The sequence below is a fragment of the Lysobacter sp. Hz25 genome (assembly GCF_046097045.1).
Lineage (GTDB): Bacteria > Pseudomonadota > Gammaproteobacteria > Xanthomonadales > Xanthomonadaceae > Lysobacter > Lysobacter antibioticus_B.
In genome coordinates, this window is record NZ_CP175666.1 from 5465667 (window position 1) to 5488809 (window position 23143).

Here is a 23143-nt window from a genome sequence, read left to right on the forward strand (position 1 = left end):
CTGCCGTCTCCGTCCTCGATACCGCCGCCATGACTTCCAACTACGTCCACGGTTATCACCCGCGCGAACACGCACGCCTTCAGGATCAGGCCGGCACCCTCGCCGACCTGCTGCACGCCGACACCGTCTATCCGCCCGGCAGCCGCGTGCTCGAAGTCGGCTGCGGCGTCGGCGCCCAGACCCTGACCCTGGCCCGACGCAGCCCGAGAACGCAGTTCACCTCGATCGACCGTTCCGCCGAGTCGGTCGATGAAGCGCGCCGGCGCGCCGACGCGGCCGGCCTCGACAACGTCGAGTTCCTGCAGGCCGATCTGTTCGAACTGCCGTTCGCGGACGGCAGCTTCGATCACGTGTTCGTCTGCTTCGTGCTCGAACACCTGGCGCGTCCGCTCGCGGCCCTGGCCTTGCTCGACCGCGTGCTCAAGCCCGGCGGCACGATCACGGTGATCGAAGGCGACCACGGCACGATCTGCTTCCACCCCGACAGCGCCGCCGCACGCGCGACGATCGATTGCCAGGTCGAACTGCAACGCCGCGCCGGCGGCAACGCCCTGATCGGTCGCAGCCTGTATCCGCTGCTGGTCGCAGTCGGCTTCGACCGGGTCGCGGTGTCGCCGCGCATGGTCTATGCCGATGCCGGCCGCCCCGCGCTCGTCGACGGGTTCACCGACAAGACCTTCTGCGCGATGGTCGAAGGCGTGCGCGATGCCGCGATCGCCGCCGGGCTGAGCACGCCGGCCGAGTTCGACGCCGGCCTCGCCGACCTGCGCCGCACCACCCGCGCCGACGGCACTTTCTGCTACACCTTCTTCAAGGGCGTGGCGGAAAAATGGCGGCGCAGTTGAGCCTCGCGGCCCGGCCAGCGCCTACTTGTTCTTGCGCGGTGCCTTCGCCACCGCCTTTCGTGCCGGCGCGCGCGCGGCCTTGGCCGCGACGCGGGCGATCACCGCCGCGCTGCTGAGTTCGCGCAGCGCATCCTTGCCGACCCAGCGCGGCGCCGCCTCTTCGGAAGCAGCCAGGCGTTTCGCCACGACGAGCGCCGCGGCATGCAAGACGGCATTGCGCTTGCCGATCGAGCGCAGGGCCCAGTTGACGGCCTTCTTGACGAAGTTGCGTTCGTCGCCGGCACCGGCTTCGACGAGTTCCAAGCCGTGCAGGAAGGCTTGGTCCGGCGCGGCCTTTTCGTGCACGGTCTTGCTGGCCAGCAGTGCGAACGCCGCGCGCTTGAGGTATTCGTCGCGGCGCCCGGCCCATTGCTCGATCTTGCGCCAGGCGTGCGGACTGCGATCGAACAAGGCGAAGCAGACGGTGTCGCACACCGCCCAGTTGTCGAACTGGCGGCCCCAGCGATCCATCTGCGCGGCACTGACTTCAGCCGGGTCGTCGAGGTAGGACGCGAGCAAGCGCGCCTCGTACCAGCCGCTGCCCCACAAGGCCTCGGCGAGTTCGCGGTCGCGGCCGAGGCGTTTGGCGATGGCCTGGATCGAGGCCATCGGCACGCCGAACGCGCGCTCGGTGGGGATCGCATAGCGCGCCAAGCCATCGCGATGGCTCGCGCTGGCGGCGGCGCGCAGTTGCGCCAACGCATCGGCCAGGCGTTCGGCGAGCGGCGGTGACGATGCGGGTGCGGCCGGAGCTTCCCGCTTGGAAGCCGCCCGCTTGGAAGCCGCCCGCTTGCTCGCGGGCGGCGTGCGGGTCGCCTTGGCGGCGGCCTGAGTGGCGGCGGTGCGGGCCATGTCCTTACCCACGTGAAGACGGCGACGCCAATGTACTCATCGGCGCCGCCGTCCGCCATGTCCCGACGCTTGCGATCAGACCCGCCGCATCAGACCTCGGTCGAGCCGGTCTTGGTCTCGCTCTTGGCCGGCGCCGGACGCAGCAGGCTCAGGGCGATGGCAGCGCCGATGATCGCGGCGACGCCGAGCAGCGAGACCAGGATCGGCACCTTGTACACGTCGATCAACAGCATCTTGGCGCCGATGAACACCAGCACCAGGGCCAGGCCGTAGGGCAGCAGATGGAAGCGGTCGGCCATGCCCTGCAGCAGGAAGAACATCGCGCGCAGGCCGAGGACGGCGAACACGTTCGAGGTCAGCACGATGAAGGGGTCTTCGGTAATCGCGAAGATCGCCGGGATCGAGTCGACGGCGAAGATCACGTCGGTGACGCCGATCAATACGATCACCACGAACAGCGGCGTGTACCAGCGCTGGCCGTCGCGCTGGATCGAGATCGCCGCGCCATGGTAGCCGTCGGTCAGGCGCAGATGGCTGCGCATCCATTTCAGCAAGGGGTTGCTGTCGAGGTCGGGCGCCTTGCCGGCGGCCAACAGCATCTTGATGCCGGTCACCACCAGGAACACGCCGAACACGTACAGGATCCAGTGGAACTTCGCCAACAACAGGGCGCCGGCGAAGATCAGGATCGCGCGCAACGCAATCGCGCCGAGCACGCCGATCACCAGCACGCGCTGGCGCTGCTCCTCGGGCATGGCGAAATAGGAGAACAGCATCAGGAACACGAAGATGTTGTCGACCGCGAGCGATTTCTCGACCAGGTAGCCGGTCAGGAACTCCAGGCCGATGCGGTTGCCGATCTCGGCGCCGGACTGCTGGGTCACCCACCACCACAGGCCGGCGTTGAACGCCAGCGCCAGGCCGATCCAGCCGACGCTCCACCAGGCGGCCTCCTTGAAGGTCACCTTGTGCGGCCCGCCGTGGCGCATCAGCACCAGATCGACGAGCAAGGCGACGACGACGAAGGCGACGAACGCCCCCCAGAGCATCGGACTTCCGATGGTTTGCATGTGGTTCTCCCGGAGATGAAAAGCTGACGGCGGACTGCGCGACCGCAGCCGCGAGGCGTCATTCATCCGGAAGGAATCGGGGAGGATGGGCGCTTCGCCGCTGGCGGCGAAGGTCTTGCCCGCGTACGGCCGGATCGATCGATCCAAGGTCCGGACGCCTGTCGCACCGGGGCGGTAAGCCCGTAATGACGATACGACAGCGGGAGCTACTCCCCTTCTGGCGCGCACCTTAGCACGGGTGCGGCTGAATTTCAGTTCAGTTTGCGGAACTGCGGCGTCCTTTGGGGTAGGAGCGGCGCGAGCCGCGACCAACCGGAGCAGCCGAATACCACGCCAGTGTCCAAAGCCGCGGACACTTGGGCAGGTACAGGGCTTTGGAGCATCTCCGCTTCTGTCAGCACGCTTGCATACATCGCTTTGGTTTTTCGCGGCTCGTACCACTCCTACCCTGCAAGCACAGGCATCGCGCTCAATCAGCAATCAACCCGGGCTGCGATACACGGCGACGCTCGCCAGACGCGGCGTGTCGTAAGCGTGTTCGATGCTTACGCGCAGGCGTCGCGTGCGCACCGGGTCGAACCGTTCCAGGCGCTTGTAGCCGATCGTGGTGCCCCAGGAAAACGGCTGCCAGGCACCGTCGCGCCAACGTTCGACGCGGTGGTTGGCGATGTGCTGGCCGTGAGCGATCGCCTCCTGCAGGCACAGCAGGTCGAATTCGATCTCGCGTTCGAGTTCGAACTCGATCCAGCCGCTGCGCGCATCGCTGGACGGCGCCCAATATGAGTCCGCCTCGCCGTCGAGCACGCGCGCGGGCGCATGGCCATCGGCGCTCGCGCTCGCGCGCAGCCGCGCCCCAACGAGCAGATTGCCGCCGGCGAACAGGGCCTGGCGCCGCTGTCCGAACGCAGCCAAATTAGCGACATCGGTGGCATGGAAGCGGCCTTCGCGGGTCGGCGGCACATTGAGCAGCAACTTGCTGTTACGCCCGACCGAGCTGAAATACAGGTCGATCAGCTGCTGCGGGTTGCGTACCTTCGCGTCCTCGGCCGCATGCCAGAACCAACCCGGGCGGATCGAAACGTCGGTTTCGCCGGGGCGCCAGACCGAACCGTAAGGGTCACCCTGCTGCAGGGCTTCACCGACCCAGGGGCGGTCGAAGCCGGCATAGGGCACGCGCGCCGGGTCGACCGAGGCCCAGCAGGTGCTGCCGGCGACGCCGCGTTCGTTGCCGATCCAACGCACGTCGGGGCCGGCATCGGAAAACACGATCGCATCGGCTTGCAACTCGCGCACGGTGCGATGGATGCGCGGCCAGTCGTAGGCCTGGCGTTTGCCGTTCGGGCCTTCGCCGTTGGCGCCGTCGAACCAGACCTCGACCACCGGGCCGTAGTTACTCAACAGCTCGGTCAGCTGTGCGATGTAGAAATCGTCGTAGGCCTGGCCGCTGCCGTAGCGCGGTTCGTGCCGGTCCCAGGGCGACAGATAGAACCCCACGCCGAGGCCTTCGGCGCGGCAGGCATCGACGAACTCGCGGACCACGTCGCCGCGGCCGTCGCGCCAGGGACTGCTGCGCACGCTGTGCGCGGTGGTCGCGGTCGGCCACAGGCAGAAGCCATCGTGGTGCTTGGCGGTCAGGATCAGGCTGCGGAAACCGCCGGCCTTGGCCGCACGCGCCCACTGCCCGGCGTCGAGCTGGGTCGGCGCGAACACCTGCGGGTCCTCATCGCCCTCGCCCCATTCGCGATCGGTGAAGGTATTGACGGTGAAATGTACGAACAGCGCCAGCTCTTCGCGTTGCCAGGCCAGTTGCTGCGGCGTCGGACGCGGCCGCAACTTTACCGTGGGTTTCACATCTTGCGGTTCGAGCTGCGCCAGGGCGGAGGGCGCGGCGCTCAAGGCCACGGCGCCGGCACCGCCGGCGATCAGGAAACGACGTCGATCCATGGAACTCCTCGCGTAGCGGCCGCGACCGATGCGGTCCGCGGCGGTGTTCGATAATCCGAGTCTAGTCGCAGTCGCGCGTCGCTCACAGGCGTGCGTGGATGAATCCGCATGCGTATTCGAATCCACACGCACGCTTATGCAATGCCTGACACGCATTGGAATTTTTTGGAGATTCGCAACTGCGTCAAAAGCCCTATCGCTTTCGCGATGGCGGTGGCCGATCGACGATGCGCAACGGTTGACCGCATCGGCATCGGTCTGTTCCGATGCCAGCGGTTCGTCACCGCCGGAGCAATAGCATGTCGTTTACGCGTCGTCCCCTGCATCGTTCGACCCATCGAGCGTCCCTCACCGCCGCGTTGCTTGGCGCCCTGTGGGCGACGGCCGGCAGCGCAATAGCTGCGACGCCGGCCGCCGACGCGCCCGCACCGGTGGTGGCGGCGCCGAGCGAGAGCCAGGCCGCGTTCGATGCGCGCATGCGCTGGTGGCGCGAGGCGCGCTTCGGCATGTTCGTGCATTGGGGCCTGTATTCGGGCGCGGCCGGGCGCTGGAACGGCGAAGCGATCAAGGGCTCGGCCGAGTGGATCCAGCGCAATGCGCACGTGCCGACCGACGAATACGCGCGGCAGATGCTGCCGCTGTTCAAGCCCAAGCCCGGCTTCGCCCGCGAATGGGCGAAGCTGGCCAAGGACGCCGGCGCGAAGTATTTGGTGTTCACCAGCAAGCACCACGAAGGCTTCGCCCTGCACGACAGCGCAGTCACGCGCTTCGATGCGAAAGACGCGGTCGACCGCGACCTGGTCCGCGAGATCGTCGACGCCGCGCGCGCCGAAGGCCTCAAGGTGGGTCTGTATCACTCGGTGATCGACTGGCATCACCCGGCCTACCCGTATCGCGATTTCGCCCGCCTCGAACACCCTCTGCCGCATCCGCTCGAGAAAGCCACCGACCGGGACGATCCCGACTACGCCCAGCGCGCGAACCTCAAGGCCTATCAGGATTTCCTGCAGGCGCAGGTGCGCGAGCTGGTCGAACGCTACGGCCCGATCGACGTGCTGTGGTGGGACTATTCCAACCCCGGCGCCGAAGGCGAGACCTGGCGCGCGAGCGAGCTGATGACGATGGTGCGCGCCGCGCAACCGGGCATCGTCATGAACAACCGCCTGTACCGTTCGCTCGGCTACGACGACCCGCAAGGCAGCCTGCGCTGGTTCGATCGCGCGCACGGCGACTTCACCACGCCCGAGCAGGCGATTCCCGCACAAGGCATGGCCGGCGTCGACTGGGAAGCCTGCATGACCATGAACGGCACCTGGGGCTATAGCGCGCTCGACGACCAGTGGAAATCGACGCGCGAGTTGGTCCGCAACCTCGTCGACACCGCCAGCAAGGGCGGCAACTTCCTGCTCAACATCGGGCCGGAGGTCGACGGCAGCGTGCCCAAGGCCAGCGCGACCCGGCTCGAACAGATCGGCGCCTGGCTGCGCCGCAACGGCGAATCGGTCTACGCCACCCAGGCCAGCCCGCTCGACGCGGTCGCCTGGGGGCGTATCACCGCGAAAACCGACCGCATGTATCTGCACGTGTTCGAACGCCCTGCCGACGGCCGCTTGCGCCTGGACGTCGACGGTGCCCGTCGCGCACGTCTGCTCGACGGCGGCGCGGCATTGACGACGCGGCGCGAAGGCCGGCAGTTGATCGTCGAGTTGCCCAAGCAGTTGCCCGACGCGATCGACACCGTGATCGAGCTGGTTCCGACAGAGTCCTGACGCCGTCGATTGCGACGAAGTTGTGCCGTTTTGTGCGCGCGGCCCGGCCTGCCTGACGCTGTGGGCCAACGCGGATGCCGCTGTTGGCGTGCATCTGCCGTAGTGGGTCAGATTGTTGATGGCCGCACATCGGCAGTCACAGATTCGACGAGACGCGCATCAATAAATCGCCTTGATATTCAAATCCTTATGTGTTTTTTCCATCACGCGGCGTTGACGTAAGCCCCTCGTAAATAGCAAGGACGTCAGGGGGCGTCATCAATGAAAAATATCGAAGTTTTCAGCATTGCCACTGCGCGCATCTGTGCAGCGGCGCTCGAACAGCATCCCGTCGTAGCCCGCTTCAACGCCGAGGAATCGGCGCGACATATCCCAGGCCTGGACCCGGCCAATCGCGAAGACATGGCCGCCGCGGTATTGGCTTGCGGCGCCACGTTCGAATGGTTGCTCGACGAAGGCTATCTGCGCAGCAGCGCCTGCGTGAAAGAGTCCTTGAACGGCGTGGCCTTCGTCCACATGGCCCTGCGCTATCGCCTGACCGAGAAAGGTTTCGCGGTGCTCGGCGCGCAGGCGCATTCCACCGACGAGAGCAAAACCATCGGCGAGCGTCTGGTCGCCGCGGTCAAACTCGGCGGCGCGGACCGGATCAAGGAATCGGTCAAGCTCATGATCGGCGCCGGCGTCGGATCGCGCACGCTGTTGCAGGCGATGAGCTGACCCGCAACACCCATCGATCGGTATTCGATCTGCCGCAACGCGAATCGCCATTGCCGTCGCCGGCAACGGCATCGTCCGGTGTCCAGCGCCCGCAGGCTTGCTGCGGCGCTGGAGGCTGGTTCGTCGCGACGACATCGTGCGACACCCATCGCAGCGGCCGACGGTGCGATCGTCGGCCGCTCAAACGCCGCTTCGGAGCGCCGGTTCAGGGCGTCGTGTAGCTCAACAACAACTGCGGCGCATTCGCACCTTCGCGCGAGGACCAGTCGACGCCGTCGGTGACGCCCGAGGCCGGCACCAGGATCATGCCGTTATTGGCAACCGTGCCGGCGGCCCAGTTCTTCACCAATTGCAGGCCGGCGGCATTGAGACTGACGTACTGGGCGCCGGTCGCGCTCGGGGTGACCGAACCGAGCTTGGTGCCGAGGGTGGCGCCACTGTAGGTCGCGTTGCTTTCGCTCCAGCTGGTCGTCACCTGGTACAAGTCGTAAACGCCGGTCGAACGGTCGCTGACCTGCAGCTTCACCTGCGCCGAGGTCAGGTTGAGGCCGGCCGCGCCGCTGACGTTCCAGCCCATCAGGCCGCGCAATTGCTGGCCGCCGTCGCTGCCGTCGGCATACAGCACCGTCGAGTTGACCCGGGTGCCGCCGGATTTGACGGTGACGTCGCGCACTGCGTTGAGGGTCAGCGACTGCGAGGGATTGCCGCCCTTGTTGCAGGTGCCGCTGAAGTGATCGGTGTAGGTACTGCCGGCTCGCGGCACGAAGTCGCCGGTGTAGCCGGTCGCGGTCAGGGTCAGCTTGAGCACGCCGTGGGTGTTGTCGTTGCTCGCCTCGAGCGAGGCATGGCTGCCGTCGATATCGTAGAAGGCGCGTCCGCCGGTGCCGATCAGGATCTGGCGGATGCCGTCGCTGGCCGCGGCCTGGCTCGGATTCATCTTGCCGTAGCGCTGGTAGTTGTGGTCGTGGCCGACCAGGACCAGATCGGCCTTGGCCGCATACAGCGCATCCCAGAACGGCTTGACCTGGCTGTAGCCTCTGTAGCTGCCGCGGCTCACCAGCGGGTGATGGAAATACGCCGCGGTGCAGGGCTTGGTGTTGGCGGCGAGATCGTTCTTGAGCCAGGTGATCTGGGTCGAGGACACCGTGCCGCCGGTCATCGTGTTCAAGGCGATGAAGTGCCAATCGCCCACGTCCCAGCTGTAATAGCCCTTGCTGCGATTACCGGCCGGGCCGTCGGCGTTGCCGACACCATTGAAGTAATCGAAGTAACCGCTGGCGCCACTGGTGTAGTACTCGTGGTTGCCCGGCGAGGGGCTGGTCAACGCCTTGAAGCGGCCCCAGGTCGGCGCGTAGCGGTTGTTGAATTCGCTCAGCGTGCCGCTGTCGTAGGCATTGTCGCCCGCAGTGAAGACCGCGGTCGGGTTGATCGAGACAATGAGGTCGGACGTGCCCTTGCACGCGGTGCCGCTGGTGTCGCAGATGTCGCCGGCGCCGGCCACGACCACGCTCGCCAGTTCCAGCGCCGTCGTGCTGTATTCGTAGCGGTCGAGCTGGAAGGCGCTGTCGGGCTGGCTGAAATACGGCTTGATGTCGACGCAATCGCCGCGCAGGGCGCGGGTATGGAAGCTGCGGTCGTTCCAGTGCTTGCCTTCGAACACCACGCGGTCGCCGCCGCTGCTGGTCAGCACCAGCGAGTCGTAGCCGCTCAGGTTGAGTTGCTTGAACCCCAGGCGCATCCACTTGGCGCCGCTTTCGCAGACGCGGTCGAGCGCGGCGGCCTTGGCCAACGGCGTCGCCTTGGGCGCCGGCACCGGCTTGCTGAGGGTGTCGTCCTCGGACAGCTGCAGCGTGCGCTGGCTGGCCGATGCGGGCGCGAGAACGGCGGCGATCAACAACGAGGCGATCGCGCCCTGGGCGGGCAGGCCCTTGAGCATGGGGTTCACTGGCTGTCTCCGTAACGGTGATGGCGGGCGGGTGCGGGTCCGGGCGGACCGCGAACGTTGCGGAGTGTGGCCGCTAAACGACTACACGATTGCGACGAATTCCGCGCCTGTTAAGGCGGCGCATGCGGTTGCCGTCACAGATCGATGACTGGCCGACGAGCGGTCGCCGAAACCGACGAAAACAATGTGCTTTCTGGGGGCTTCGATGTGTGCCGCTGGCTGTGCCGCTGGCACGGGGCATCGGCCGCCGCGAGCTCTGCAACTGCTCCGCAGGACCCTGCGAATCCTTCCCCTGTAGGAGCGACGTGAGTCGCGACCAAGGGATGAGTAGAGGCCATGGCGCAAATGACGCCCATCGAAGCGGCGCACTTTCGCGGGGTAGGAGCGGCGCAAGCCGCGACTGCGGTCGCTCCGCGATTTACGTCAGCTGCGACGTTGAAGTGCCGTTGCCGTTGCCGTTGCCGTTGCCGAGATTTTTGATCTGCTTTGCTGCTTTGCCGGTCAACCGTAGACCCGTAGGGCGGCGCACAGGACGTGCGCCGTTTTCCGATAAGACAGGGACGTCTTATCGGAAAATCCCGGCGACAGCATCGCACTCGTGGCCTGTGCCCTTGCAAGGAGAGCCCTTTTCTTTGGTTAGCTTTCTTTTGGGCTTAGCAAAAGAAAGTAACCCGGCCGCGTGAGCGGACGGAAGCTCTGCACTTGCTTGTAGCTTTTTAGAAGCGAAGCAAGATCAAACGCCAAAAGCTTCCGCCACTAAAGCGGCGGGTTACTTTCTTTTGTCATAAGCAACAAAAGAAAGGTAACCAAAGAAAAATGCTTTCTTTTGAATCACCGGCCCGCACGATCGATGCATCCGCAGGGATTTTTCATACGGGACATCCCTGTCCCGATGAAAAACGGCCCGCATCCATGCGGGCCGCCCTCTGGGTCTTCTATTCACACGAAAAGCGGAAAGCGGCAAACAGAATCGAAGCAAATGCGGCAAGTCTCTTTACGCTTGGCGCCGCGACCTACATGATCAAAGAACAAACCCGGCCTCGACCGCAGCCCTCATTCCCCCTGCGTCGGCGCCCCCTGCCCTGCGATCTCCAACAATTCGATCTCGAACACGAGCGTCGCATTGGGTTCGATCTGCCCAGGCAGTCCCGGCTCACCGTAAGCGAGCTTGGCCGGAATCCAGAAGCGGTACTGACTGCCCGGCGTCATCAGCTGCACGGCTTCGGTCCAGCCCGGCATGACCTGGGCGAGGACGAATTCGGCCGGATGATCGGTGTCGTAGGTGCTCTCGAATTTGCTGCCGTCGAGCAAGCGGCCGACGTAGTTGACGCGCACGGTGTCGCTGGCTTTCGGGTGCGCGCCCTTGCCCGCCCGCAGCATCTGGTATTGCAGACCGGAAGCGGTGCTGACCACGCCGTCGACTTTCGCGTTCTTCTTCAGGAAGGCGTCGCCGGCTTCGAGGTTGCGCGCCGCGAGCTGTTTGAGCTCACCGTCGCGCTTGTTGCGCAGATGCTCGCTGAAGCCTTCGCGGATCTTCTTGCTCTGCGCCTCGTCGTACAACATCGGCGCACCGGCCTGGGCGTCGCGGATCGCGCGCAACACGATGCGCTGGTCCAGTTCGCCGCGGATCGGTTCGATGCTGCGGGCAAAATCGCGGCCGACGATGTAGCTGATGCGGGCCTTCTCGCTGTCGAGCTCCGCCGCGGTCAGTGCGGTGCCGGCGGTATCGCTGGCGGCATCGCCCTGGGCTGGGCCGCCCGCAGGCGGCGTGCATGCAGCCAGGCCCAGGACGGTGGCGAGCAGGGTCGGACGCAGGAAATCGTGGCGCATGGCAACTCCGTAGTGCAGGGGCATCGATCGGGACGGCGAAATCAGTCGGTCACCGCGAAGGTCAGCATCATGCCCATGTCCTCGTGTTCGAGGTTGTGGCAATGGAGCATGTAGCGATGGGTGCCGCTGAGCGGTTGGGCGAAGTCGATGGCCAGGCGCACGATCTCGCCGGGCCAGACCACGACGGTGTCGTTCCAGCCCAGGTCCTGCGCGGTCAGCCCGCCGGGCGCGACCTGGCGGCCGCGGATATCCGGCGGGCTGATGCTGCGCGAGAGCACGCGGAACTGGAAACCGTGCAGATGGATCGGGTGCGGCATGCTGGTCATGCTGTTGCGGATTTCCCAGACCTCGCGGCTGCCGCGGCGCACCGAGAACGACGGCTCGTGGCCGCTGTCGTGGAAATTCCAGTCGTTGATGAACCAGCGCCCGGCCTCGTCCATGCGCAGCCGCAAGGCGCGCACCGGCCAGTCGGCGGTGTCGGGCAATGGGTCGATCTTCGACAAGGCACTCAGGTCGGGCAGCCGCGTCGGCGGCCGGCGTTCGGTCGCGCATTCGATCAAACGCAGTTCCATCAGGTCCAACGCGGCGCCCATCGGCGTGGCGCCGGGATGATCGGCCATCGGATCGGGCAGGAAGGCACCGGATTCGTCCTCGTTCTCCATCGCCACGTAGTCGAGGCTGCGCAGCATCACCCGCTGGCCGGGCGTGAGCGCGCCGAAGTCGACCAGCACGTCGATGCGCTGCGCCGGCCCGAGAAACACATCGTCGACCGGCCAGGCCTGGGCGAGCAGGCCGCCGTCGGTGCCGATCAACTGCATCGGCAGCACCTGATCGCCCTGCACGAAGGCCACCCGCAGCATGCGCGCATTGGCGACATTGGCCAGACGGAAGCGATACCAGGCCGGAATCACGTCGAGGTAAGGCTCGGGCGTCCAGTTGACCAGGACGCGGTTGCCGATCCAGTCGTCGGCGCCGTCCTTGTAGACGATGGCGTTGTCGGCGCCGACCTGCTTGTCGGCGATCATCAAGGGCAGATCGCGCTCGCCCCAGCGCATGCCGAGGCGCTGGCGCAACGCGCGCTCTTCCTCGTCTTCGACCAACAGCAAACCGGCCAGGCCGCGCTGCAACTGTACGCCGGTGCGGCCGTGCGGATGAGCGTGATACCAGTACAGGCCGGCGCGGTTGTCGACGCGATAGCGATAACTGCGGCGGGCGCCGGGTGCGACCGGATGCAGGCCGCTGCCGTCGTTGGCCTCGTCGATGCTGAGGCCGTGCCAATGGATCGTGGTCGCCTCGGCCAGGCGATTGTCGAGTTCGACTTCGACCGTGTCGCCACGGCGCGCATGCAGCAACGGATTGCCGACCTCGCGCGCACCGACACGGCCGGTGTAAGCCCATAGCGAAGTCGCCGGGCCCGGGAACAGCCCCACCGAAAGCGTCTGCGCCAGCAAGCGCAGCGGCTGCTTCAGATCGACCTCGGCGAGCAGGCCGTCGGCACCGGGCAAGCGCAGCGGCTGCACGAAGCGAGCATCCGGCGCCAACTCCGCCAACTTCGGCGCCGGGCCCGAACCGAGGCTATGCCCGTGACCGCCGGTCCAGCGCCACAGCGCCAGCGGCCCGGCGACGGTCGCCGCACCGCCCACGGTGAGCCCGACCAGGAAGCGGCGGCGTTGCGGGTCGGTCATCGGTAGGGCATCCCCGGAAGCGTCAGGCGACCCGCCATCATCCACAGCCCATGTTGCAAATGTTGCAGACGCGCGTCGCTTCTGTGACGCCGATCAACTCGGTGATCATTCCGGCCGGGGCCCGAGCCGCGATCTCAACAAGATGCAGCGATCTGGATCAGCCCGCAGCGCCCACCCGCACGACCATGACGCCGCGAGGTTAAAACCACGAGGTCGCGGCTTACGCCGCTCCTACAGGCTGCAGTCGATAACGCCGCGAAACCGAAACACCGCGGTCGCGACTTGCGTCGCCCCTACCCCAAGCGCAAGCCCCTGGCCCGCCGTTGCCGTTGCCGTTGCCGTTGCCGTTGCCGTGAAAGCTTGGCGCAGCGCGGAACTCGCGATGCGATCGTAGACCCGGAGGGCGGCGCACAGGACGTGCGCCGTTTTTCGATAGGACATGGATGTCCTATCGAAAAATCCCGGCGCGAGCTATGTATTCGCAGGGGAGCTTCGTCAAGGAAAGCCCTTTTCTTTGGTTACTTTTCTTTTGGGCTTAGCAAAAGAAAGTAACCCGGCCGCGTCAGCGGACGGAAGCTTTAGATCTTGATGTTGCTTTACCGCAATGCGGTAAGCAGCGCCGCAGCAGGACACAGCGCGGTCGCGGCTTACGCCGCTCCTACAGGGCTGCAGTCGGCCACGCCGCAAGACCGAAGCAACGCGGTCGCGACTCGCGTCGCTCCTACCCGAAAGCAATCGCGTCAGCGGAAGCCCGCGCCGCCGCCCCCCCGCGCCACCCATGTCCGCAACGCCACGTAAAACACCGGCGTCAGGAACAAACCGAACAAGGTCACCCCCAGCATGCCGGCGAATACGGTGATGCCGGTGGCGGCGCGCACTTCGCTGCCGGCGCCCTGGCCGATCAGCAGGGGCACGGTGCCGGCGATGAAGGCGATCGAGGTCATCACGATCGGGCGCAGACGCAGACGGCAGGCTTCCAGCGCCGCCTCGACGATGCCGTGGCCCTGCAGTTCCAGTTCGCGGGCGAATTCGACGATCAGGATCGCGTTCTTGCACGCCAGACCCATCAGCACCACCAGGCCGACCTGTACGAACACGTTGTTGTCGCCGCCGCTCAACCACACGCCGAACAAGGCCGACAGCAAGGTCATCGGCACGATCAGGATCACCGCCAAAGGCAGGGTCCAGCTTTCGTACAAGGCTGCGAGCGCGAGGAAAGCCAGCAACACCGCGAGCGGGAACACGATCAGCGCGGCGTTGCCCTGGGTCGCCTGCTGATAGCTCAGGTCGGTCCACTCGATGACCATGCCGTTCGGCAAGTGCTTGGCGGCCAGTTCGCGCAGGGACTGCATCGCTTCGCTCGAGGACAACAGTCGCGGGTCGGATTCGCCGATCAGGTCGGCGGCGGGATAGCCGTTGTAGCGGATCACCGGGTCGGGGCCGTAGGTTTCGCCGAGGCTCACCATCGAGCCGAGCGGCACCATCGCGCCGTCGACGTTGCGCACGCGCAGGTTGGCGATGTCCTCGATGCTGTCGCGGTGGGCGCCGTCGGCCTGGGCGATGACCTGGTAGGTGCGGCCGAAACGGTTGAAGTCGTTGACGTAGGCCGAGCCCAGATAGGTCTGCAAGGTATCGAACAGTTCGTCGAGCGGCACGCCCTGGGCCTTGGCCTTGGCGCGGTCGACGCGCGCGTCGAGCTGCGGCACGTTGGCCTGGTAGGTGCTGATCGGATAGCCCATGCCCGGGGTCTGCGCGACCGCGCCGCTCAAACTGTTGAGCGCGTTCTGCAGCTCGCCGTAGCCCTGGCCGCTGCGGTCCTGGATGTACAGCGCATAGCCCGAACCGGCGCCGAGGCCAAGGATCGGCGGCGGCATGAACGAGAACGCCGCGCCTTCCTGCAGAGCCGCGAACTTCTCGTTGAGCTCGGCGTTGATCGCCTCGGCGCTGCGCTCGCGCTCGCCGAAACCGTCGAGTTCGAAGAACAGGGTGCCGGTATTGGGCGTGTTGGTGAACTGAAGCGGGTTCAGGCCGGGATAGCCTTCCGACGCCGACACGCCTTCGGTCGACATCGCGATCGCGCTCATCTTGCGGATCACCGCATCGGTGCGCGCGAGCGAGGCGCCTTCGGGCAGTTTCACCCCGCCGATCAGGTACAGCTTGTCCTGGATCGGGATGAAGCCGCCCGGCACGGCCTTGAACATCAGGCCGCTGCCGACCAGCAGCAACGCATAGACGACGAACACCGCGCCGCGCTTGCCCAGCGCGCGCGAAACCGCGCCCTGGTACTTCTGCGAGCTCGACGCGAAGAAGCGGTTGAACGGGCGGAACAGCCAGCCGAACAGGCGCTCGATCAGGCGCGTCGGCGCGTCTTTCGGTGCACCGTGCGGCTGGAGCAGTTTCGCGGCCAGGGCCGGCGACAAAGTCAGCGAGTTGATCGCCGAGATCACCGTCGAGATGGCGATGGTCACCGCGAACTGCTTGTAGAACTGACCGGTCACCCCCGACAGGAAGGCCATCGGCACGAACACCGCGCACAGCACCACGGCGATCGCGACGATCGGGCCGGACACTTCCTTCATCGCCTGGTGCGCCGCGGCCAGCGGGGTCAGGCCTTCTTCGATATTGCGTTCGACGTTTTCCACCACCACGATCGCGTCGTCGACGACGATGCCGATCGCCAACACCAGGCCGAACAGGCTCAGGGTGTTGATCGAGAAACCGAGCAGATACAGCGCGGCGAAGGTGCCGACCACCGACACCGGCACGGCCAGCAGCGGGATGATCGAAGCGCGCCAGGTCTGCAGGAACAGGATCACCACCAGCACCACCAGGGCGACGGCTTCCAGCAGCGTCGTGACCACCGCCTTGATCGAGTCGCGCACGAACACGGTCGGGTCGTAGACGATGCGGTACTCCAGCCCCGGCGGGAAGGTCCGTGCGAGCTCGCTCATGCGCGCGCGCACCGCGTTCGACAGGCCGATCGAATTGGCGCCGGGCGCCTCGAACAGACCGATCGCGACCGCGTCCTGGTTGTCGAGCTGGGCGCGCAGGCTGTAGTCGCCGGCATCGAGTTCGATGCGGGCCACGTCGGACAGCCGCACCAACTCGCCGCCGGCGCCACTCTTGATGACGATGCCGCCGAACTCGGCTTCGCTATGCAAGCGGCCCTGGGCGTTGATCGGGATCAGGAACTCGCTGCGGTTCGCCATCGGCTCGGCGCCGAGCTGGCCGGCCGAAACCTGCACGTTCTGTTCGCGGATCGCCCGCACTACGTCGCCCGCGCTCAGGCCGCGCGCGGCGATGCGGTTGGGGTCGAGCCAGATCCGCATCGCGTAGTCGCCGCTGCCGAACATCTGGATCTGGCCGACGCCGGGCAGCCGCGCGAGGTCGTCCTTGAGCTTCAAGGTCGCGTAGTTGCGCAGGTACAACGAGTCGTACTTGCCGTCCGGCGAGATCAGGTGCACCAGCATGGTCAGGGTCGGCGACTGCTTCTGGGTGGTCACGCCCTGGCGCCGCACATCCTCGGGCAGACGCGCCAACGCCTGGCTGACCCGGTTCTGCACCTGCACCTGGGCCTGGTCGGCGTCGGTGCCGGGCTTGAAGGTCACGGTGACGACGAGCACGCCGTCGGAACCGGCCACCGACTTCATGTACATCATCCGTTCCACGCCGTTGATCGCTTCTTCCAGCGGTGTGGCCACGGTTTCTGCGATGACCTTGGCGTTGGCGCCCGGGTAAACCGCGCGCACCACCACGGTCGGCGGCACCACATCCGGGTATTCGCTGACCGGCAACAGCGGGATCGCGATCAGGCCGGCGGCGAAGATCAGGATCGACAGCACCGCCGCGAAGATCGGACGGTCGATAAAGAAGCGCGAGAAATCCATGACAGAGTCCTGGGTGCGGCACGGGGCCGCAAGCGGTCGCAACCGACGTCGCCAGGACGTCGGCCGGGATTGGCGTGGTGTGCGGTCGGCCGTCGCTGCGTGACGAGCAGCGACGGCGAGGGGTCGTCAGGCGGCGGCGCGGATCTCGACGACCGGCCGTTGCGCCACCTGCACGCCGAAGGCCTGCAACTGCGCCAGTTGATAGGCCGGGTCGATCAACAGGTCCGGCGTGTACAGGCCCGGCGCGACCGCTTCGCCACCGGCGAGGCCGAGCAGGCGTTCGACGCCGAGCGCGATGCCGAGTGCGGTCATCGGCGCCTGGCCTTGCGGATGCACCAGTTCGTGGCGGGTGCGCGCATGCGTGCCGTCGTGGCGCTCGCCTTCGAGCTCGATCACGATCTCGGTCGAGAAGGCTTCGCCGCGGCGCCGGCTGGCGCTTTCGCCCAAGGCCATGTCGAGGCGGATCGAGTGCGCGTCGGTCGCCGCGGCCAGGCTGACCACGTCCATCGGCGAGTACGCCGCGGCCTCCACCACGGTGCCGTCGACGCTGGCGAAGGTGGTTGCGGCCTCCTCGCCGCGCACCCAACGCCAACGCCCCTGGTCGAGGATCTGCGCGGCGGCGGCGGTGGTCAGGCGTTCGTAGTCGGCGGCCGCGGCCGGGCCGCCCATGTCCTGCTCGTCGAGCAGGGCCGAGATCACGATGCGGTCGAGCCGGCGGAAGTCGCGGGCGAAATGCAGCGCCGGCAAGGTTGCGGTGCCGGCCAGCCAGTGGCTGGCGAGCAGGATCGGCGAACGCCCGGGATGGCGCAGATGGCGCGCCACTTCCGGGGCGATCTCGAACGAGCCGCTGGAGGTGCTGACGTAAGGCAGGCCATGGCGCTGGGCGTACTTGAGCGTGTTGAGGCTGTCGTCCTTGACGAACACGACGACGGCGCCATAACGCGCTTCGTCGCCCAGCCCGAGGTCGGCACGCGCCAGATCGACTCGCACCGCCTCGGCGTTGCCGACCTCGGCCGCGACCGCGATCGCCTTGGCCAGGTCGCGGCCGGCGATGGCGATCGGCAGGTCGGGCTGTAGGCGGCGCAGGGCGTGCGCGCCCTGGCCGCCGACGACGCCGGAACCGCCGATGATGAGGACGGGTTTGTTGGCGATTGCGTTCATGGTCCAAGCTCCTTGATGAGGCAGCGTGCGCGGCGCCCGGCGGGCATCGGCATAAGCTACGATTGGTAAGTTACCAATAGTAAGATACACTCCCGCCCAGGCTGTCAAGCGCTTTTTTCTCCGCTGCACCACCACCCGCCCCGCCAGAGATCGCTCCATGACCGACACCCCCGCCAAACGCCTGCCCAAGGCCGAACGTCGCGAGCAGTTGCTCGAAACGGCGATGGGCATCGTCCGCGAGCAAGGCACCGATGCCCTGACCTTGGGCTACCTCGCCGAACGCGCCGGGGTCAGCAAGCCGATCGCCTACGAACATTTCGGCACTCGCTCGGGCCTGTTGATCGCGCTGTACAAACAGATCGACGACCGCCAGAACGCGGTGGTGCGACGCGATTTCGAGCGCACCCCGCATCGCCTGCACGACGTCGCGCGCCTGCTCGGCGAGAGCTACATGAGTTGCTTCCGCACCGCCGGGCCGGAATGCCACGCGATCAACGCCGCGTTGGCCGGCGACGAGGAAATGGAAAAGTTCCAGCAGGAACTGGTCGAAGGCTACGTCAACTTCTACCGGGATCTGCTCGCGCCCTTCGCCGCCTCGTTGCCGAGCGACGAACTGCTGCGCCGCTGCGTCGCCATCATCGGCGCAGGCGACGCCTTGTCGCGCGAGATGACGCGCGGGCGCATGGAGGAAGCCGACGCCGCGGCGACGCTGGCCCGGTTGATCGTCGGTGCGATGGCCGACGACGGCGTTTGAGCAGCGCGACTCAGTCGCCCCCGCCTCCGCCTCCGCCACCATCGCCACCTCCGCAGTCGCCACCGCCGTCGTTGCCACAAGGGCCGCCCCAGCCGTGGTCGCCGCAGTCTTGACCGGTTGTGCTGCCGAAGAACACCGCCTGCGGAAATCCGAAATCGTTGGCCGCACCGCCGCGGGACCCGTAGCGCCTAGCCCCTGCGCGGCGCATCCCGCTGGCAATGACCTGGCCACTCGCATGCATCGCCAGACACAGCGTCGCGCCTAGCACCGGCAGCAGCCAGATCAGTCCCAGTTGCCGGCGCCGCGTCTGCGTTTGCGGCTCCTCGTTGCGCACCACCACGACGGTGGCCCAGACATTCAGTGCGACGACAATGGCTATGCCGATAGCTAGGTTGCTCATCGTGTTTCCCTCCACGCGGCCCGAGTTGCGCGCATCCTGGTCGAGGCCGTCGGCGGGCGTGTAAAAAACCGGTAAATTTCCGCGGTTTTCGCACGTTCGAATGTTGTGAATTCCATGCCTGGGACGACGATGTCGGCGCTGCCGTCCCTCGCGACATATACGGCGAATGCCGCCATGGCGCCGCGGTGCGAACCCGGGTTCGCCCACGCTCCGGTCGCGCTGGCCTTCAGACGCTTTCGGCGGCGCGAGCGAGCAGCAGTTCGCGCTCGCGCACGTTGCGGGTCATCGAGGCGGCGCGTTGGAACTCGGCGCGCGCTTCGTCGCGGCGGCCGAGCTTGAACAGCAGGTCGCCGCGCACCGTCGGCAGCAAGTGGTAGTGCTTGAGCGAGGGCTCGTCGATCAGCGTGTCGACCAGTTCCAGGCCGGCGGCCGGGCCGAACGCCATCGACAAGGCCACGGCGCGATTGAGTTCGATCACCGGCGACGGCGTCAGCACCGCGAGTTGCTGGTACAGCGCGGCGATGCGCGGCCACGGCGTGTCCTGCGCGGTCGGCGCGCTGGCATGGCAGGCGGCGATCCCGGCCTGCAAGGCATACGGCCGCTGCGCGCCGCCGAGGCGGATGGCGCGCTCCAGGGCTTGGAGCCCGCGCTGGATCTGGATCCGGTCCCAGCGCGCGCGGTCCTGCTCGAGCAGCAGGATCGGGGTGCCGTCGGGCGCGGTGCGCGCGCCGGCACGCGAGGCCTGGATTTCCATCAGCGCGACCAGGCCGTGCACTTCCGATTCGTTGGGCATCAGCCCAGCGAGGATGCGGCCCAGGCGCAGCGCGTCCTCGCACAGGCCCGGACGCATCCAGTCGTCGCCGGCGGTGGCCGAATAGCCTTCGTTGAAGATCAGGTAGATGACTTCGAGCACCGAGGCCAGTCGCTGCGCGAGCTCTTCGCCGCGCGGCACCTCGAACGGCACCTGCGCCTCGGCCAGGGTGCGCTTGGCGCGGACGATGCGCTGGGCGATGGTCGGTTCGGCGGCGAGGAAGGCGCGCGCGATTTCGTCGGTGGTGAGGCCGCCGAGCAGGCGCAAAGTCAGAGCCAGACGCGCTTCGGTCGACAACACCGGATGGCAGGAGATGAATACGAGCCGCAGCAGGTCGTCGCCGATGTCGTCGTCGAGCTTGTCGAAGAACGCGTCCTCGACCTCTTCCTGGCTGGCCTCGATCTCGCGCCCGATTTCCTCGTGCTTGCGGTCGAGCAACTTCTTGCGGCGCAGCCGGTCGATCGCGCGATTCTTCGCGGTCTGCATGAGCCAGGCGCCCGGATTGTCGGGCACCCCGGTCTCGGGCCAGCGCTCGAGCGCGACCACCAGCGCATCCTGGGCGAGTTCTTCGGCCAGACCGACATCGCGCACCATGCGCGTCAGTCCGGCGATGAGTTTGGCCGATTCGATGCGCCAGACGGCGTCGATGGCACGGTGGGTATCGATGGCCGTCACGGCCAAGGATCAGACCACCTCGCGCACGCCGATGCAAGGGCATTTAGGACGAGGCCCGCACGACCGCTTCAGGGTAAGAGCGGCGCGCCATCGACCGCGACCGCATCGCCGCCTTGGGTAGGAGCGGCGCGAGCCGCGACCGCGGCCCAGCGAACTCCGGCGAAAGTTACGACGCCCGATGAAATCGTCCCGGGCCGTAACGGTCGGCACCGCGGCCTTCGCCGGTGAATGCGATGGCGCGGTCGCGGTTGGTCACCGAAAAAATCCCTGTGGGACGCCGCTCCTACTCTTGAACGGGGTCAGCCGGCCTGTTCGCAGTTGATCATCCACGGCACGCCGAAGCGGTCGCTGACGATGCCGTAGGCCAGCGCCCAGAAAGTTTCCTGCAGCGGCATTTCGATCTTGCCGCCGTCGGCGAGCGCGTCGTAGATGCGCTTGGCCTCGGCCGGGTCGTTCAAGGACACGACGACGTGCGCGCCGGCGATGCCCTTGTAGGGATACAGGTGGGTGGCGTCGGTGCCCATCAACGCGAAGCCGTCGAGCTCGTAGCGGGCGTGCATGATCTTGTCGCGTTCCTGCTCGGTCAGGCCTTCGCAGCCGGGGTGGTCGCCGAAGATCATCATGTCGGTGATCTTGCCGCCCAGGGTCGCATGGTAGAACTCGAAGGCCTGGCGGCAATCGCCGTTGAAAGACAGATACGTGGTCAGTTGCATGGCGTAGTCGTCCTGGTTGGGGTGGTGGCGTTTGAACCGGGTAAGACGGTTGCTGTGGGTGGGCATGGCCGTCGCGATGCTGGCGGCCATGGCGGCCGGTGTCGTACGAACGACGAACCCGCGCGGGCGGAATCGACAAGCAACGCATTGATCGCTGTCGAATCAGTTCGACCAGGTTGCGACGCGGTCGCGCAGGCGCTCTTCGGCCGCGCGCAGTTCCGGGCTCAGGGCTTCGCCGAAGTCGGCCAGGTCGTAGACCTGGCGGATCTCGATCTGCGCCGGCACGCCCGGCGGGTGCGGCACCCGCTTGACCCATTCGACCGCTTCGGCGAGCGAACGCGCCTGGATCAACCAGAACCCGGCGACCAGTTCCTCGGTCGAGGCGAAAGGACCTTCGACGATCCGGCGCGTGGCGCCGTCGAACTGCACCCGCACGCCTTTGGCGCTCGGGTGCAGGCCTTCGGCGGCGAGCAGCACCCCGGCCCGGACCAGTTCCTCGTTATAGGCGCCCATAGCGCGCAGCAGGGCCGGATCGGGCAACACCCCGGCCTCGCTGTCGCGGTCGGCTTTGACTATCAGCATGAATTTCATCGTCGGTTCCTCGCGGGCGAGCGGCCCGGTGGCGGCTCTCATGAGGACGACGAACGGCCTGCGGCCAAATCGACAAAGACGCGGTCGACCAGCACGCCAATACCGTGGCGACGCAGGCCGACGGCAAAAGCCACGGTCCGCCAGTCCAGGGGGCTGACGGACCGCGAAACGACGCGCCGGCACGGGATCGGCGCGTAAAGCCCGGTTAGCGGATCGCACGCACGGGAGGCGCCCCTGGGCGGTACGGACTGCGGTCGATCGCTACCCCGCAACGGTGGCAGGACGCGGTCGCCGAGGCTTGATCGATCGCATCGCTGCGATGCGCCGAAGTCGTGCGCTCGTCGTTGCGCGCGGGCAAACGAGCGATCACTGCGAGGACGGCGCTCGCGTGGTTTCGCCGCGCCCGCAGCAGCTGTCATCGGATCGGGTCTTGCCCGCCCTCGCCGTCTTCGCCGTCTTCGCCGAAGGGTGGCGGCGGTGCGGCGGACGCGGCACCGTCGGCCGGCATGCGCACGGTGCTGCGGATGGCGCTCGCCAAAGGGCTCGGCAAACCACAACACGGCCTGCCCGACACCGGCAAGGCCTCGGCGGCGCCGTCGCGCTTGCGCCCGGACGCGCCGGTGTCAGCCATGGCGGCGCAGGCTCCGCCCGCAGCCTGCTCGGCGCAAGCCACTTCTGCCGCTAGTCGGGATCGTGCTCATCGCGTTGGTCCCCGCGTTGCGGTGGGTCGTCGCGTTCTGCCTGCGCCGCCTGCAACTGCACGAGGTAGTCGTCGAGGCGGTCGAGGCGTTGTTCCCAGATCTGCCGGTAGCGATCGAGCCAGCCGGAGACTTCCTGCAGCCGCTCGGTCTCGAGCCGGCACGGCCGCCATTGCGCTTCGCGGCCGCGCGCGATCAGGCCGGCGCGCTCGAGCACCTTGATGTGCTTGGAGATCGCCGGAAGGCTCATGGCGAAGGGCTCGGCCAGTTCGGTCACGCCGGCCTCGCCGTGGGCGAGCCGGGCCAGGATCGCGCGCCGGGTCGGATCGGCCAGGGCGGCGAAGGTCGCATTGAGCGAATCGACGGACATATCTATGAACCGGAAGGTTAAATAACTGATCCGTTGATAAAGCCGGAGGCCCAGGCTGTCAAGCCGCATGGCCGCTGTGCCGCGAAAGCGCGTTTAGCTGAACGGGGAAGCGCTGTTTTCGTTCATCGTTTTCATGAACGATTCAATCGATCGGGCTAACGATAACGACTTGCATCACATAATAAGTGTGATGTTTATTGCATTAATTTGGCACTAAGTGGGAAGGGTCGATCCGGCTGCAATCCCGTTAGTGGTCTGACCCAGGGCCTTGCGGGATCCGATGAAGCCTTCGTTCTCCAACGCGATCGTAGCCTGCGCGCGCGCGACGGCCGATGCCGTCGCCATGATCTTGCCGTGGCTGCCGTCGGCATCGGCCGAACCCACGCC

At 66.7% G+C, this 23143-nt stretch carries 20 protein-coding genes; 4 read left to right on the forward strand and 16 right to left on the reverse strand.

Annotated features, from left to right (window positions below; translation table 11 throughout):
• The first annotated feature begins 29 nt into the window (after positions 1 to 29).
• Positions 30 to 845, forward strand: coding sequence for a methyltransferase domain-containing protein (locus ACKN61_RS22520; protein ID WP_408951317.1), 816 nt, complete (start codon positions 30 to 32; stop codon positions 843 to 845).
• A 21-nt stretch (positions 846 to 866) separates the two neighbouring features.
• Here ACKN61_RS22520 and ACKN61_RS22525 read toward each other — a convergent pair whose 3' ends face one another.
• From ACKN61_RS22525 to ACKN61_RS22535, 3 genes are all read right to left on the reverse strand, one after another.
• Entirely contained in the window at positions 867 to 1736 is an 870-nt protein-coding gene (locus ACKN61_RS22525) for a DNA alkylation repair protein (RefSeq protein ID WP_408951318.1), read from the reverse strand.
• Between the two features lie 89 nt (positions 1737 to 1825).
• The gene (locus tag ACKN61_RS22530) at positions 1826 to 2806 is read right to left on the reverse strand and encodes a TerC family protein (protein WP_408951319.1); all 981 of its coding nucleotides are present in this window, start codon (positions 2804 to 2806) and stop codon (positions 1826 to 1828) included.
• 480 nt (positions 2807 to 3286) lie between these two features.
• Positions 3287 to 4750: an alpha-L-fucosidase gene (locus ACKN61_RS22535; RefSeq protein ID WP_408951320.1), complete on the reverse strand. Its 1464-nt coding sequence runs from the start codon at positions 4748 to 4750 to the stop codon at positions 3287 to 3289.
• 299 nt (positions 4751 to 5049) lie between these two features.
• Between ACKN61_RS22535 and ACKN61_RS22540 the strand changes: the two genes are divergently transcribed.
• Both ACKN61_RS22540 and ACKN61_RS22545 read left to right on the forward strand, forming a co-directional pair.
• Positions 5050 to 6519, forward strand: coding sequence for an alpha-L-fucosidase (locus ACKN61_RS22540; protein ID WP_408951321.1), 1470 nt, complete (start codon positions 5050 to 5052; stop codon positions 6517 to 6519).
• Positions 6520 to 6780: 261 nt separating this feature from the next.
• Positions 6781 to 7236, forward strand: coding sequence for a hypothetical protein (locus ACKN61_RS22545; protein WP_408951322.1), 456 nt, complete (start codon positions 6781 to 6783; stop codon positions 7234 to 7236).
• Between the two features lie 205 nt (positions 7237 to 7441).
• Here ACKN61_RS22545 and ACKN61_RS22550 read toward each other — a convergent pair whose 3' ends face one another.
• From ACKN61_RS22550 to ACKN61_RS22575, 6 genes are all read right to left on the reverse strand, one after another.
• Positions 7442 to 9172: a DNRLRE domain-containing protein gene (locus ACKN61_RS22550; protein ID WP_408953894.1), complete on the reverse strand. Its 1731-nt coding sequence runs from the start codon at positions 9170 to 9172 to the stop codon at positions 7442 to 7444.
• Positions 9173 to 10234: 1062 nt separating this feature from the next.
• Positions 10235 to 11011: an FKBP-type peptidyl-prolyl cis-trans isomerase gene (locus ACKN61_RS22555; protein ID WP_408951323.1), complete on the reverse strand. Its 777-nt coding sequence runs from the start codon at positions 11009 to 11011 to the stop codon at positions 10235 to 10237.
• 41 nt (positions 11012 to 11052) lie between these two features.
• A complete protein-coding gene (locus ACKN61_RS22560) occupies positions 11053 to 12696 on the reverse strand; it encodes a multicopper oxidase family protein (protein ID WP_408951324.1) in 1644 nt (547 codons plus the stop codon).
• Between the two features lie 231 nt (positions 12697 to 12927).
• Positions 12928 to 13137: a hypothetical protein gene (locus ACKN61_RS22565; protein WP_408951325.1), complete on the reverse strand. Its 210-nt coding sequence runs from the start codon at positions 13135 to 13137 to the stop codon at positions 12928 to 12930.
• Between the two features lie 299 nt (positions 13138 to 13436).
• Positions 13437 to 16583, reverse strand: coding sequence for an efflux RND transporter permease subunit (locus ACKN61_RS22570; RefSeq protein ID WP_408951326.1), 3147 nt, complete (start codon positions 16581 to 16583; stop codon positions 13437 to 13439).
• A gap of 126 nt (positions 16584 to 16709) precedes the next feature.
• On the reverse strand, positions 16710 to 17744 hold the full coding sequence (locus tag ACKN61_RS22575; protein ID WP_408951327.1) for a hypothetical protein: 1035 nt from the start codon (positions 17742 to 17744) through the stop codon (positions 16710 to 16712).
• A 157-nt stretch (positions 17745 to 17901) separates the two neighbouring features.
• Between ACKN61_RS22575 and ACKN61_RS22580 the strand changes: the two genes are divergently transcribed.
• Positions 17902 to 18498: a TetR/AcrR family transcriptional regulator gene (locus ACKN61_RS22580; protein WP_408951328.1), complete on the forward strand. Its 597-nt coding sequence runs from the start codon at positions 17902 to 17904 to the stop codon at positions 18496 to 18498.
• A gap of 10 nt (positions 18499 to 18508) precedes the next feature.
• On the opposite strand, the gene ACKN61_RS22585 is transcribed toward ACKN61_RS22580, so the two are convergent.
• The 7 genes from ACKN61_RS22585 to ACKN61_RS22615 form a co-directional block, all read right to left on the reverse strand.
• Complete coding sequence (locus tag ACKN61_RS22585) at positions 18509 to 18898, reverse strand: hypothetical protein (RefSeq protein ID WP_408951329.1); 390 nt, start codon at positions 18896 to 18898, stop codon at positions 18509 to 18511.
• A gap of 226 nt (positions 18899 to 19124) precedes the next feature.
• Positions 19125 to 20384 carry an RNA polymerase sigma factor gene (locus tag ACKN61_RS22590; RefSeq protein WP_408951330.1) on the reverse strand — a complete coding sequence of 420 codons (1260 nt, stop codon included), beginning with the start codon at positions 20382 to 20384 and terminating at the stop codon, positions 19125 to 19127.
• Positions 20385 to 20683: 299 nt separating this feature from the next.
• Positions 20684 to 21187 (reverse strand): VOC family protein, encoded by a 504-nt coding sequence (locus tag ACKN61_RS22595; RefSeq protein ID WP_408951331.1) that lies wholly within the window; start codon positions 21185 to 21187, stop codon positions 20684 to 20686.
• A gap of 72 nt (positions 21188 to 21259) precedes the next feature.
• Complete coding sequence (locus tag ACKN61_RS22600; protein ID WP_408951332.1) at positions 21260 to 21688, reverse strand: YciI family protein; 429 nt, start codon at positions 21686 to 21688, stop codon at positions 21260 to 21262.
• 415 nt (positions 21689 to 22103) lie between these two features.
• Positions 22104 to 22319 carry a hypothetical protein gene (locus ACKN61_RS22605; protein ID WP_408951333.1) on the reverse strand — a complete coding sequence of 72 codons (216 nt, stop codon included), beginning with the start codon at positions 22317 to 22319 and terminating at the stop codon, positions 22104 to 22106.
• A gap of 50 nt (positions 22320 to 22369) precedes the next feature.
• Positions 22370 to 22756 (reverse strand): ArsR/SmtB family transcription factor, encoded by a 387-nt coding sequence (locus ACKN61_RS22610; protein ID WP_408951334.1) that lies wholly within the window; start codon positions 22754 to 22756, stop codon positions 22370 to 22372.
• A 213-nt stretch (positions 22757 to 22969) separates the two neighbouring features.
• Positions 22970 to 23140 carry a hypothetical protein gene (locus ACKN61_RS22615; protein WP_408951335.1) on the reverse strand — a complete coding sequence of 57 codons (171 nt, stop codon included), beginning with the start codon at positions 23138 to 23140 and terminating at the stop codon, positions 22970 to 22972.
• Positions 23141 to 23143 lie beyond the last annotated feature (3 nt).